This is a genomic window from Streptomyces sp. NPDC006552 (assembly GCF_040611655.1).
Taxonomy (GTDB): domain Bacteria; phylum Actinomycetota; class Actinomycetes; order Streptomycetales; family Streptomycetaceae; genus Streptomyces.
Genome location: NZ_JBEXOS010000016.1, coordinates 1 through 12,680 on the forward strand (window position 1 = coordinate 1; position 12,680 = coordinate 12,680).

Sequence of the window (12,680 nt, forward strand, 5' to 3'; positions counted from 1 at the left end):
TACGGCGACGAGATCGGCATGGGCGACAACATCTGGCTCGGTGACCGGGACGCGGTCCGCACCCCGATGCAGTGGACCCCGGACCGCAACGCCGGCTTCTCCTCCTGCGACCCGGGCCGCCTCTCCCTGCCCACGATCATGGACCCCGTCTACGGCTACCAGGTCACCAACGTCGAAGCCCAGATGGCCTCACCGTCCTCCCTGCTGCACTGGACACGGCGGATGATCGAGATCCGCAAGCAGAACCCGGCGTTCGGCCTCGGCTCGTACACCGAACTGCCGTCCTCGAACCCGGCCGTGCTCGCGTTCCTGCGCGAGTACAAGGACGACCTGGTCCTGTGCGTGCACAACTTCTCCCGCTTCGCCCAGCCCACCGAACTGGACCTCCAGGCCTACGACGGCCGCCACCCGGTGGAGCTGATCGGCAACGTCCGCTTCCCCGCGATCGGCGAACTGCCCTACCTCCTCACCCTGGCGGGCCACGGCTTCTACTGGTTCCGGCTGCGTGGCACGAGCCTGACGCCGCGCATGGCACACCACGATTGGACCTGATGCATGACTTCGCCTCTGCTGTCCGAAACAGGAGTCGGTCCCGCGCAGGTACCCGCCTCCTCCCTCGCGGCGCTCCTGGCGCGCTGGCTGCCGCGCCAGCGGTGGTTCACCGGACAAGGCCGCGACATCACCGGCGTCTCGGTGGCCGCGGCGACGGCGCTGACGGCCGACTGCTACCACCTGCTGGTCCGCGTCGACCAGCGGGGATCCGCGGACGGTGACCACTACCAGGTGCTCCTCGGCATCGCGGCGCAGGTGCCGCCGCGGATGTCGCCGAGTCTGATCGGCGAGGTGGAGGCGCGGCCCGGCGAGCGGCTCATGGTCTACGACGCCGTCCACGACCACCGCGCGGCGATCGTGCTGCTCGAACGGCTGCGCAGGGGCGGCGTCACGGGGCACCTGCGGTTCGAGTCGCTGCCGCGGACCGCCGTGCCGTGCGGTCTCACCCCCCGCGTCCTGGACGTGGAGCAGTCGAACACCTCGATCGTCTACGGCGACGAGCTGATCCTCAAGCTCTTCCGCCACGTCCAGCCCGGCATCAACCCCGACCTGGAGGTCACCGGCGCGCTCGCCCGGCACGGCTTCACCCAGGTGCCCGCGCCCGTCGGCTGGTTCCAGACCGAGTCACCGTTCTGGAGCACCCTGGGCATGGTCCAGCCCTTCCTCACCGACTCCACGGACGGCTGGGAACTCGCCCTGGAATCCAGCCGGCACCACACCGGCTTCACCGACGAGGCACGCGAACTCGGCCGCACCACAGGCGAGTTGCATGTGGCGCTGGCCAAGGCGTTCCCGACCGACCCCGGCCCCGCGGACCAGCCGGCACAGCTGGCCGACGTGATGACCCACAAACTGCTGCGCGCGGCGGCCCGGGTGCCGCAGCTGCGCCCGTACGTGCCCGCGCTCCAGGAGATCTACGCGGCCGCCGCCACGGCGGGCGGCCACCCCCCGCTGCAACGCACCCACGGCGATCTGCACCTCGGCCAGGTGCTGCGCGCCCACGGCCGCTGGCACATCGTCGACTTCGAGGGCGAGCCGGCCAAACCGGTGCCGGAGCGCCGGGCCGACCGCTCGCCCGTCGCGGACGTCGCCGGCATGCTGCGCTCCTTCGACTACGCCGCGCAGTCCGGCGGAGCGTTCCACCCGCGGTGGGGCGACCGCTGCCGGGAGGCCTTCTGCGCGGGCTACGCCGAGTCGGGCGGCTTCGATCCGCGCGCGGTGCCCGCCGCGCTCAGCGCCCACGAAGCCGACCGCGCCGTCTACGAGGTGGTCTACGAGTCGGTGTACCGCCCCGACCGCATCCAGGTCCCGCTGAACGCGGTGGCGCGCCTGTGCGCCACGCACGCGACCGCTCCCGCCGACCCGGCCGGCCCGTCGCAGGCGTCCGAACCGTCCGGTCCGTCCGACCGTCTCGCCCAGGAGAGCTGACATGTCCGTCGCCGACCCCGTCCTGCACACCGACCGCGGCCCCCGCGTCGTACCGCTGCCCGCGCTGGACGACGGCGAACGTGCCCGCCTCCTCGGCGGCGCCCACCACGACCCGCACTCCCTCCTCGGCGCCCACCCGGTACGCGGCGGGCTCGCGGTGCGCTGCCTGCGGCCGAACGCGCTGGCGGTGAGCGTCGTCATCGGCACCGCCGTCTGGGAGCTCCGCGACGAGGGCTCCGGCCTGTTCGCCGGCCGGATCCCGGGCCAGGGGTTCGCGCCCTACCGGCTGCGGGTCACCTACCCCGAGGCGGTCACGGAGACGGAGGACCCGTACACGTTCCCGCCGACCCTGGGCGAACTCGACCTGCACCTCATCTCCGAGGGGCGGCACGAGGAACTGTGGACCGCCCTCGGCTCCCGCGTGCTGGAGTGCCGCGGGGTGACGGGAACCCGCTTCACGGTCTGGGCGCCGAACGCGCGCGGCGTGCGGGTCCGCGGCGACTTCAACCACTGGGACGGCACGTCGCTGCCGATGCGCTCCCTCGGCTCCTCCGGCGTCTGGGAGCTGTTCGTCCCCGACGTGGGCGCGGGAGCCCAGTACAAGTACGAGGTGACCGGCCCCGACGGGACCCGGTTCGACCGGGCCGACCCGATGGCCCGCCGCACGGAGACGCCGCCCGCGACCGCCTCGATCGTCGCGGAGAGCCAGTACACCTGGGGTGACGAGGCGTGGCTGCGCCGGCGCGCGGACCGCCCCGTCCACTCCGCCGCCATGTCCGTCTACGAGGTACACCTCGCCTCCTGGAAGCCGGGGGCGACCTACCGCTCGCTCGCGCACGAACTGACGGCATACGTGTCCGAGCTGGGCTTCACCCACGTCGAGCTGATGCCGGTCGCCGAGCACCCCTTCGGCGGCTCCTGGGGCTACCAGGTCACCGGCTTCTACGCACCCACGGCCCGGCTCGGCACCCCGGACGACTTCAAGTACCTCGTCGACACCCTGCACCAGGCCGGCATCGGCGTCATCCTCGACTGGGTCCCGGCCCACTTCCCGCGCGACGAATGGGCGCTGGCGCAGTTCGACGGGCGCCCGCTGTACGAACCGCAGGACCCGCGCCGGGCGGCGCACCCGGACTGGGGCACGCTCGTCTTCGACTACGGCCGCAGGGAGGTCCGCAACTTCCTGGTGGCGAACGCCCTGTACTGGTGCGAGGAGTTCCACATCGACGGCCTGCGGGTCGACGCGGTGGCCTCCATGCTCTACCTCGACTACTCGCGCGAGGACGGACAGTGGTCCCCGAACGAGTTCGGCGGCCGCGAGAACCTGGACGCCGTCTCCTTCCTCCAGGAGATGAACGCCACCTTGTACCGGCGGGTGCCCGGCGTCGTCACGATCGCCGAGGAGTCCACCGCCTGGAACGGGGTCACACGAGCCACCCACGAGGTCGGCCCCGACGGCTTCGGCGGCCTCGGCTTCGGCCTGAAGTGGAACATGGGCTGGATGCACGACTCGCTGGACTACGTGGCACACGAGCCCGTCCACCGGAAGTACCACCACAACGAGATGACCTTCTCGATGGTGTACGCCTACAGCGAGAACTACGTCCTGCCCATCTCCCACGACGAGGTCGTCCACGGCAAGCAGGCCCTCGTGTCGAAGATGCCGGGCGACTGGTGGCAGCAGCGCGCCAACCACCGCGCCTACCTGGGATACATGTGGGCCCACCCCGGCAAGAAACTCCTCTTCATGGGGCAGGAGTTCGCGCAGGGCGCCGAGTGGGTGGAGGACGAAGGGCCGCAGTGGTGGGTGCTCGACGAGAACCACCCCGCCCACGACGACCACCGCGGGGTCCAGCGGCTCGTCGGCGACCTCAACCGCCTCTACGGCGACCACCCCGCGCTGTGGGAGCAGGACACGCGGCCCGAGGGCTTCGCGTGGAGCGACGCCGACGCGGCGGACGACAACGTCTTCGCGTTCGTGCGCCGGGCCGCCGACGGCAGCCCCCTGCTCGCGGTGGTGAACCTCTCGCCGGTGGTGCGGGAGGACTACCGGCTCGGGGTGCCGCTCACCGCGTCCGGGCAGTGGCGGGAGGTCCTCAACACCGACGCGGCGCGCTACGGCGGCAGCGACGTCCGCCACACCGGCGCGCTGCCGGCGGAGCCCGAGCCCCGCAACGGCCACCCGGCGTCCCTGGCGCTGCGGCTGCCCCCGCTGGCGGCCGTCTGGCTGACGCCGGTGCCCGCGTGACCCGTGCCCCGGTGAACGGTGCCACCGGGGCCGCGCGCCGGCCCGGGAACCAGGACTAGCGCTCCGGCACCGGCTCCGGGGACCGCGCCTGGTCCGGCGCGCTGTAGAAGACCGACGTGCCCTGCTTGCTGCGGTGCGCGAGCCCCTTGGCGACCTGGCCCTCGACCGTGGTGCGCACGACCGGCTTCTTGAAGGTCCGGTCGGGGTGGGCCGCGGCGAGCGCGTCGGTCAGCTCCGCCGCCGACCGCGGTTCCGTCTGCTTCTTGAGGAGTTCCTGCACGAGGGTGACCAGTGTCGGCTGGGAACCCGCGTCGCCCTTCGCCGCCTGACGCGGCGGGGGCACGGAGCGGGCGCCGCGCGCCGTCTTGCGCTTCGGCGCGCTGCCCTTCGCGCCGGTCGCCGGGGGAGTCTTCGGCTTCGTGCCCGCCCCCGCGGTGGGGGTGCGCGGCGGCTTCACCGGGGCGCTCGCGCCCGCCTTCGCGCCGAGGGCCTGCTGCATGTCGACGAGGATCGCCTGATCGTCCTGGAGCGCCCGCAACCTGGCCTGCAGGGCTTCGAGTTCGGCGGTGAGCTGTTCCTGTTCCTTGGCGTTGCGGTCGAGGTCGGACGCGACCTGCGCCGCGTACTGCTCCTTGACGCTCGAGTTTCCTGGCTGGGAATCCGTCATGAGAGCTCCTGTGTGCGCTGGTCGGGAGGGTGTAGGAACACTCAAGCGGTGCAGGGCTTTTGTCAACCCTCGACAGTTTCTGGCCGCGTATCGGGCGGTGCCCGGGTAGCGGCGGGCGGACCGGCACGGATCCACCCCGCCCGTCTGCACCCCGCGGGGCCCCGTGGCGTAGAAACGCCGTACATCGCGGGGCGGGGCACGTGGGCGAGAGCATGGTGGGGAAGGCGGACGGCTCCGCGCGGCGGGCGGCCGGCCCGGCGCCGCAGAGCCGCCCGTGGCGGCCGTACCAGGGGAGCGAGCCATGCCGCAGTCGACCGGGTTCCAGGACTTCGGAGCCCTGCGCTTCGGCGACCGGGCGCAGTTCGAGCCCGCGCACGTGCAAGAGGTGTGCGCGGCCGTACGCGCAGGCGGCGTACGTGACCTGTACGTGGTCGTGCACGGGGCCCACAACGACGCGGCCACCACCGCCGGCGTCGACGGCGCGTTCCGGGACCTGCTCACCGAGGCGTGGGACGGCGCCACACAGGACAAGGGGATGCTCGGCGTGGACTGGCCGTCGCTGTGCTTCCGCGACGAGGGCGTCCCCGGCCTCGCGGAACCGGCGGCCGAGGGGGAGGCGGACAAAGCGTGGATCACCCCGGCGACCGCCGAGGACCTGCGGCGGCAACTGCCGCACAGCGAAGGGCCGTTGACCGAACTCATCGATCTGCTGAACGAACGCCCGGAGCACACCCGCGCCTTCGACGACCTCGGCTCCGCCCTGCGCCGCCTCGCGGAGCTGCCCTTGCAGGACCCGGCCGCGGAGTTCACCGCCGACACGGAGGGCGAGGTGCTGCCGCAGGCCGACCCCCTCATGCTGTTCGAGGACACCAGGACGATGTGCGCCGGGTTCGCGGGCGCGCTGGCGGACGTGCGGCGCGCGCTGGAGGCGGGGGAGGGCGAGCCCGCGCGGCACGAGAACGGCGCCGACGGGTCCGCCGTCTCCGACGAGGGGACCCTCCAGGAGTCCCGGACGGCTGGACCGCGCCCCGCGCGCCCCCTGAGCGAGCGGGTCCACCGGGCCGGCACGGTCTCCGCCGGCGGTCCGCTCGGGGAGGCGGCGCACGCGACGGACTACGCCGAACTGTGGACCGGGGCCAGGGAACTCTTCCGCCAGGTGGTACGGCACGTCCTGCGCCGCAGGGCCGGACTGATCGGTGAGGTGGGCCTCGGTCCCTGTCTGCCGATGCTGGCGCAGGACAGTGACGTACGCCTCCACCTCGTCGGCCACGGCCTCGGGGCCCGGATGGCCGGGTTCGCGCTACGGGGCCTGGAGTCGAGCGGGGCGGAACCGGTGACGCTCTCCTCCCTCACCCTGGTGCAGGGCGAGTTGTCCCACTTCGCCTTCGCCGACAGCCTCCCGCAGCAGGTCTCCGGGCACGGAGCGCTGTGGAACCGGCAGCGGCTCGTCCATGGGCCGCTGCTGTGCACGTTCTCGCATCTCGACTCCCACCTCGGAGTGCTGTACCCACTGTCCGCCCAGATGATCGGCGACTCCGCCGAGCTGGCGACGAGCGCCCGCAAATGGGGCGCGCTCGGCTACGACGGCGTCCAGGGCGTCGAGGGACCACCGCCGGTCCAGCTGAAGGACATGGCGGAGAAGGACGCGTGGGAGCAGCCCTACGTGAACGTGGACGTCTCCGAGGTGGTGCGCTCCGCCGACCTCCCGATGGGCGGACACCACCACGTCTTCCACCCCGGCATCGGCCGCCTGCTGCGCCGGGCGGCGGAGCGCTGAGTCCAGCTCCCGGCCGGGTTCGCGTCGCGATGCGCCGGGCCTTATGCTCACCCACAGTTGTTGAATGTCAAATAACTTTGGGTGGGAGGGTCAGGGATGGGCGACGCAGAGGTGCTCACCGCCCGCGACGTGCCGCTGGGCGGCCCGCGCGCGATGACGGTGCGGCGCACGCTGCCGCAGCGGGCCCGGACGCTGATCGGCGCGTGGTGCTTCGTCGACCACTACGGCCCCGACGACGTGGCGGACACCGGGGGCATGGACGTCGCCCCGCACCCCCACACCGGCCTGCAGACCGTGAGCTGGCTGTTCAGCGGGGAGATCGAACACCGGGACAGCCTGGGCACGCACGCCATGGTCAGGCCGGGCGAGCTGAACCTCATGACCGGTGGCCTCGGCATCAGCCACTCCGAGGTCTCCACCCCCGCCACCACCGTGCTGCACGGCGTCCAGCTGTGGGTCGCCCTGCCGCAGCGGCACCGGCTGACCGAGCGGAACTTCCAGCACTACGCGCCGCAACCCGTCCAGGTCGACGGCGGCGCCGAACTCCGGGTCTTCCTGGGCTCGTTGTCCGGCGAGGTCTCCCCGGTACGCACCTTCACGCCGCTCCTGGGCGCCGAACTCCTCCTCGCACCGGGCGCGAGCGTCACGCTCACCGTGGACACCGCGTTCGAACACGGCCTCCTGGTCGACCAGGGAGAGGTCACACTCGCCGGAACCCCGCTGCGGCAAGCGGAGTTGGGCTACGCGGCACCGGGCGCCGCCACCCTCACGCTCACCAACCGCACGGACACGGCCGCCCGCACGATCCTGCTGGGCGGGCCGCCCTTCGACGAGGAGATCGTCATGTGGTGGAACTTCATCGGGGGATCGGCGGACGAGATCGTACGGGCGCGTCGGGATTGGATGGAAGGGGGGAGGTTCGGCGAAGTCAAGGGGTACGACGGGGATCCGCTGCCTGCTCCGGAGCTGCCGAACGTGCCGCTCAAGCCGCGGGGGAACCGGCGCTGAACGCCGGCCTTCCTCTACCTGGGCCAGGCTCCTTATGAAGCGACGGTGCTGGTCGCAACCGGCAATGAGCGGCTGCGACCAGCACCGACGCGACTCGCCCTAGCCGGGCAGGGTCCATTTCTGGTTGGGGCCGGTGTGGCAGGTCCATAGGTGGACGGGGGTGCCGTCGTTCCAGGTGCCGCCGGATGCGTCGAGGCATTTGCCGGACTGGGGGTTGCGCAGGGTGGTGTCGGTCTGGGGGGTCCAGGTCTGGGCGGCGGTGCCGTTGCAGGTCCAGAGCTGGATCTTGGTGCCGTCGGCGGTGGCGCCGCCGGAGATGTCCAGGCACTTGTTCAGGGCTCTGAGGGTGCCGTCGCCGGGCAGGGTCCAGGTCTGGGCGGTGGTGTTGTTGCAGGTCCAGAGCTGGATCTGGGTGCCGTCCGCGGTCCCTGCGCCGTTGACGTCGAGACACTTGCCGTTCACGCCCCGCACCGGACCGGAACGCGGCGGCGTAGTGCCCCCCGCCTCCTTGACCCGGATGTTGCGGAACGCCACGTCGTCGCCGTCACCGTGGTTCTGGATGCCGATGTGGCCCTGCTCGAGGCTGCGCGCCGGGTCGGTGTTGGTGAAGTCGTTGATCTTGCGGCCGTTGAGGAACAGTTCGAGACGTTCGCCGGTGACCCGGATCTCGTACGTGTTCCACTCGCCCGGCGGGTTGAGCGCGGCATCGCGCGCGGGGAGGTCGGCCGACTGGAAGCCGTAGACGGAACCGGTGGTGCGGTCGGGGGTGTCGGTGGCGTCGATCTGGATCTCGTAGCCGTTGTCGACCGCGGACCACGGGTCGTCGGAGGCGGGGAAGCCCACGAAGACGCCCGAGTTGTCGTCGCCGCTCGCCTTCCAGTCCAGCTTCAGCGAGTAGTCGCCGGTGAACTCCTTGGCCTGGTACCAGTACAGGCCGAGGCCGCCGTGGGAGGCGAGTGTGCCGTCGGCGAGGGTGAACCCGCCGGGGCCGGCCTGCTTCCAGCCGCTGGTGCCGGTGCCGTCGAAGAGGGGACGGTAGCCCGTCTCGGGGCGGCAGTCGGCCTCGGTCATGCCGGCCGCCCAGCGGACGGCGCCGAGCAGGTGCCGGCGCACAGCGGGGTCGGCGTAGGACTCGTCGGTGTGGCCCACCCCGGTGTAGAAGGCACGGCCGCCCTGGTAGTCCTTGCACCAGGTGATGGGGTGGTCCCCGGACATCGATCCGCCGGAGTAGCTGGACTCGTCGAGCGAGGCCAGAACGTGCGCCGTGGAGCGGGGGTTGGTGCGGTAGTTGTACCACTCGTCGGTGCGCTGCCAGGTGCCGGCGAGGTGTGCGGTGGCGTCGTGCGCCCGGTCCTCGACCTTGACCGTGGCCTGCTGGACAGCGGGGTGGGACTGGAACAGCGCCCCGGCGAGCCCTGCGTAGAAGGGCCAGTCGTACTCGGTGTCGGCGGCGGCATGGACGCCGACGTACCCGCCGCCGGCCTTGATGTACTGCTCCATCGCGGTCTGCTGGGCGTCGTTCAGCACGTCGCCCGTGGTCGACAGGAAGACGAGCGCCTTGTACTGGGCGAGGTTGCCGGTGGTGAACGCCGCGGCGTCCTCCGTCGCGTCGACGGTGAAGTTGTTCGCCGAGCCGAGGTCCCGCAGGGCCGCGATGCCCTCGTCGATGGAGGAGTGGCGGAACCCCGCTGTCTTGGAGAAGACGAGAACCTTGTAGGCGGGGTCGGCCACGGCCGTGGAGGACGCGGGTGTTGCGCCGGCGTGTGGCGCGGACGGCGCCGGCGCTGCCCAGGACTGCGATGCCGTGCAGAGCAGGGCACTGACGAACAGGGCGGTCACGGTGCTCAGTTGCTTGCGCATGACGTGTCGCATGAGGTGTCGCATGAGATGTCGCCTCCTTTCGCTACGGCAGGGTCCATTTCTGGTTGGGGCCGGTGTGGCAGGTCCATAGGTGGACGGGGGTGCCGTCGTTCCAGGTGCCGCCGGATGCGTCGAGGCATTTGCCGGACTGGGGGTTGCGCAGGGTGGTGTCGGTCTGGGGGGTCCAGGTCTGGGCGGCGGTGCCGTTGCAGGTCCAGAGCTGGATCTTGGTGCCGTCGGCGGTGGCGCCGCCGGAGATGTCCAGGCACTTGTTCAGGGCTCTGAGGGTGCCGTCGCCGGGCAGGGTCCAGGTCTGTGCGGTGGTGTTGTTGCAGGTCCACAGCTGGATCTGGGTGCCGTCCGCGGTCCCTGCGCCGTTGACGTCGAGACACTTGCCGTTCACGCCCCGCACCGGACCGGAACGGGAGGTGTCGGGCGTGGTGAAGGAGAACTCGTCCACGTCGAAGAGTGAACCGGCGCCGCCCTTGAAGACCAGGTACAGGGTGGTGGAGCCGCTCGGTTGGCCGGCGAGCTCGGTGGTGACGTCCTGGAACGTCTCCCAGCCACCGGTCACCGGGACGGTGGCGGTGCCCAGCAGAGTCCCCGTCGCGGAGCCCGCCCGGACCTCGATGGTGCCGCCGCTGCCCGCGGAGGAGACGCGGGCGGTGAAGTCGGTCGCGTTGTCGAGCGCGTACGGCTGGAAGGAGATCCAGTCGCCGTTGTCGATGTTGCCGACCGTCTGGCCGCCGTGTGCGGGGGAGTGGCTCACGACCGAGACCCCGGAGGAGGCGCCGTAGTGTTCGCCCTGCCGGTGGGAGGGCTGGACGATGTGCTGGTCGTGGGTGGTGAGCGCCGGCTGGCCGTTCGCGCCGCGGTCGGTGTACTCGGCGTCGAGCACACCGAAGATGTTGGCGTTCGGGTCGTGCTCGCCGTCGGCCAGGGTCTGCAGGGTTCCGGAGCAGCCGGTGGCCGAGGTCTGCGGGTGGCCGTGGCTGTCGTGGCCGACGATGAAGGTGACCTTGACCTTGGTGCAGTCGATCGAGGTGTCCTCGGCGTCGGTCGCCGTCACCTTGAAGGGAATGGCGTCGCCGAAGTCGTGGATCCGGCCGTTCACCGGCAGGTCCAGGGTGACCTTGGGCGCGGTGTTCCCGACCGTGACGAGTACGGAGGCCGAGCCGGACTTGCCGGTGGAGTCGGTCACCGTGAGCGTCGCCGTGTACTGGCCGTTGGCGGTGTACGTGTGGGACGGGTCGGCCTGGGTCGAGGTGCCGCCGTCACCGAACTTCCACGCGTAGCTGAGCGAGTCGCCGTCGGCGTCCGAGCTGCCCGCGGAGGAGAACGGCACCGCGAGAGGCGCCTTGCCCGATGTCACGCTCGCCGCCGCCTGGGCGACCGGGGCGTGGCCACCGGTGACGTGCTCGATGCGGTACAGGGCGGAGTTCGCGTCGCCGTTGAAGTAACCGGTGCCGTAGTCGAGGACGTACAGCGCGCCGTCCGGGCCGAAGGCCATGTCCATCACCTGGGTGCCGCTCCAGGGGAAGGCGTTGATGGACTGCACGGTGCCGTCACCGGCGGCCTTGATGCGCTTGATCCAGCGGCGCCCGAACTCACCGGCGAAGAAGTCGCCGTCGAATTCCTGCGGGAACTTCACCTCGGAGGTGGAGGAGGCGTCGTAGTGGTAGACCGGGCCGCCCATCGGGGACTCCGAGCCGCTGCCGAACTCCGGGACCGATCCGCCGTCGTAGGGGATCCAGGCCGGCTGGACGGGCGGCAGGTCGGTCAGTCCGGTGTTGCGCGGTGAAGTGTTCTTGGGCGCCGAGCAGTTGAACTTCGAGCCCGAGGTGCCGGTCGCGAAGTCGTAGTCCGTGTAGGCGTCGTTCTTGCCGGTGCAGTAGGGCCAGCCGAAGTTGCCCGCTTTGGTGATGCGGTTGAACTCGACCTGGCCGCCCGGCCCGCGCGAGGCTTCGGCGGTGCCGGCGTCCGGGCCGTAGTCACCGAGGTAGACGGTGCCGGTGGCTTTGTCGACGCTCATCCGGAACGGATTGCGGAACCCCATCGCGTAGATCTCGGGGCGGGTCCTGGCCGTGCCCGGCGCGAAGAGGTTGCCGCCGGGGACGGAGTACGACCCGTCCGCGTTCACCTTGATGCGCAGTACCTTGCCGCGCAGGTCGTTGGTGTTGCCCGCCGAACGCTGGGCGTCGTAGGCGGGGTTGCGGGAGGCGCGCTCGTCGATCGGCGTGTAGCCGTCCGAGGCGAACGGGTTGGAGTCGTCACCGGTCGACAGGTACAGATTGCCGGCCGCGTCGAAGTCGATGTCGCCGCCGACGTGGCAGCAGATGCCGCGCGAGGCGGGCACATCGAGGATCTTCTTCTCGCTGCCGAGGTCCAGGGTGTTGTCGGCCTTCAGCACGAACCGGGAGAGGCGGTTGACGCCGTCGAACGGGGTGAAGTCCGCGGCCGCCCCGTCGGAGGGCGCGTCCCCGGAAGGGGTGCTGAGCGTGGGCGCGTAGTAGAGGTAGACGAACCGGTTGGACGAGAAGCCGGGGTCCGCCGCGACGCCCTGAAGGCCCTCCTCGTCGTGGCTGTAGACGTTCAGTTTCGCGGCGACCTTGGTGGTGCCGGCCGCGTCGGTGACCCGCAGGGTGCCGTCCCGCGAGGTGTGCAGGACGGAACGGTCCGGCAGCACCGCGAGCGTCATCGGCTCGCCGGTCTCGGCCACCCCCTTGGCGAGGGTGACCTGCTGGAAGTCCTCGGGTGCCGCGGCCGCGGGGGCCCCGGCGGCGCGGGGCTCAGCGGCGCCTGCCGGTGCCCCCGGCAGGAGGCAGCCGACGGCGCACACCGCGGCCAGGGCCAGGAAACGGATCCGCCCGGGTCTCGACGAGCATGGTCTTAACGGTCTTTTGCGCACAAATCTCTCCCAGGAGTGAGGTGGTGGAGTGCCGAGTGGTCCTCTGGGAAGTGCGGGCGCGCGCCGTCGCGCCATGAAGCCGCCGGTCACCGCGGAGGTGACCGCGCCTCACGGAAGTTAGCGGCCTTCGTCGAAGGGCGTAACCCCTTCCGCGCAACGAACCCTCATCTTTTTCCTTGCCAGGGACAAAGTGGGGTGGGCGGCCGGGCGCGCCCGGGTCGCAGGGCCTGCG

Annotated in this window: 8 protein-coding genes; 5 read left to right on the forward strand and 3 right to left on the reverse strand. The window is 71.4% G+C overall.

Annotation, left to right across the window (positions count from 1 at the left end):
• The 3 genes from ABZY33_RS12470 to glgB all read left to right on the forward strand — a co-directional run.
• A partial coding sequence (locus ABZY33_RS12470) for an alpha-glucosidase C-terminal domain-containing protein (protein ID WP_356491493.1) occupies positions 1-552 on the forward strand: 552 nt, incomplete at its 5' end.
• A gap of 3 nt (positions 553-555) precedes the next feature.
• Complete coding sequence (locus tag ABZY33_RS12475) at positions 556-1,980, forward strand: maltokinase (RefSeq protein WP_356491494.1); 1,425 nt, start codon at positions 556-558, stop codon at positions 1,978-1,980.
• Position 1,981: 1 nt separating this feature from the next.
• Positions 1,982-4,228 (forward strand): 1,4-alpha-glucan branching enzyme, encoded by a 2,247-nt coding sequence (glgB, locus tag ABZY33_RS12480; protein ID WP_356491495.1) that lies wholly within the window; start codon positions 1,982-1,984, stop codon positions 4,226-4,228.
• A gap of 55 nt (positions 4,229-4,283) precedes the next feature.
• On the opposite strand, the gene ABZY33_RS12485 is transcribed toward glgB, so the two are convergent.
• The gene (locus tag ABZY33_RS12485) at positions 4,284-4,895 is read right to left on the reverse strand and encodes a hypothetical protein (RefSeq protein WP_356491496.1); all 612 of its coding nucleotides are present in this window, start codon (positions 4,893-4,895) and stop codon (positions 4,284-4,286) included.
• 301 nt (positions 4,896-5,196) lie between these two features.
• On the opposite strand from ABZY33_RS12485, the gene ABZY33_RS12490 reads away from it, so the two are divergent.
• Positions 5,197-6,672, forward strand: coding sequence for a hypothetical protein (locus ABZY33_RS12490; RefSeq protein WP_356491497.1), 1,476 nt, complete (start codon positions 5,197-5,199; stop codon positions 6,670-6,672).
• A 96-nt stretch (positions 6,673-6,768) separates the two neighbouring features.
• Positions 6,769-7,680 (forward strand): pirin family protein, encoded by a 912-nt coding sequence (locus tag ABZY33_RS12495; RefSeq protein ID WP_356491498.1) that lies wholly within the window; start codon positions 6,769-6,771, stop codon positions 7,678-7,680.
• A gap of 99 nt (positions 7,681-7,779) precedes the next feature.
• Here ABZY33_RS12495 and ABZY33_RS12500 read toward each other — a convergent pair whose 3' ends face one another.
• Together ABZY33_RS12500 and ABZY33_RS12505 are read right to left on the reverse strand one after the other, a co-directional pair.
• Positions 7,780-9,540 carry a ThuA domain-containing protein gene (locus ABZY33_RS12500; protein WP_356491600.1) on the reverse strand — a complete coding sequence of 587 codons (1,761 nt, stop codon included), beginning with the start codon at positions 9,538-9,540 and terminating at the stop codon, positions 7,780-7,782.
• 43 nt (positions 9,541-9,583) lie between these two features.
• Positions 9,584-12,358 carry a PQQ-dependent sugar dehydrogenase gene (locus ABZY33_RS12505; RefSeq protein WP_356491601.1) on the reverse strand — a complete coding sequence of 925 codons (2,775 nt, stop codon included), beginning with the start codon at positions 12,356-12,358 and terminating at the stop codon, positions 9,584-9,586.
• Positions 12,359-12,680: the final 322 nt, after the last annotated feature.

What these genes read in the sequence shown, in the direction of transcription:
- ABZY33_RS12475 (WP_356491494.1), top strand. Translation starts at nt 556, where the DNA reads ATGACTTCGCCTCTGCTGTCCGAAACAGGAGTCGGTCCCGCGCAGGTA.
- glgB (WP_356491495.1), top strand. Translation starts at nt 1,982, where the DNA reads ATGTCCGTCGCCGACCCCGTCCTGCACACCGACCGCGGCCCCCGCGTC.
- ABZY33_RS12485 (WP_356491496.1), bottom strand. Translation starts at nt 4,895, where the DNA reads ATGACGGATTCCCAGCCAGGAAACTCGAGCGTCAAGGAGCAGTACGCG.
- ABZY33_RS12490 (WP_356491497.1), top strand. Translation starts at nt 5,197, where the DNA reads ATGCCGCAGTCGACCGGGTTCCAGGACTTCGGAGCCCTGCGCTTCGGC.
- ABZY33_RS12495 (WP_356491498.1), top strand. Translation starts at nt 6,769, where the DNA reads ATGGGCGACGCAGAGGTGCTCACCGCCCGCGACGTGCCGCTGGGCGGC.
- ABZY33_RS12500 (WP_356491600.1), bottom strand. Translation starts at nt 9,540, where the DNA reads ATGCGCAAGCAACTGAGCACCGTGACCGCCCTGTTCGTCAGTGCCCTG.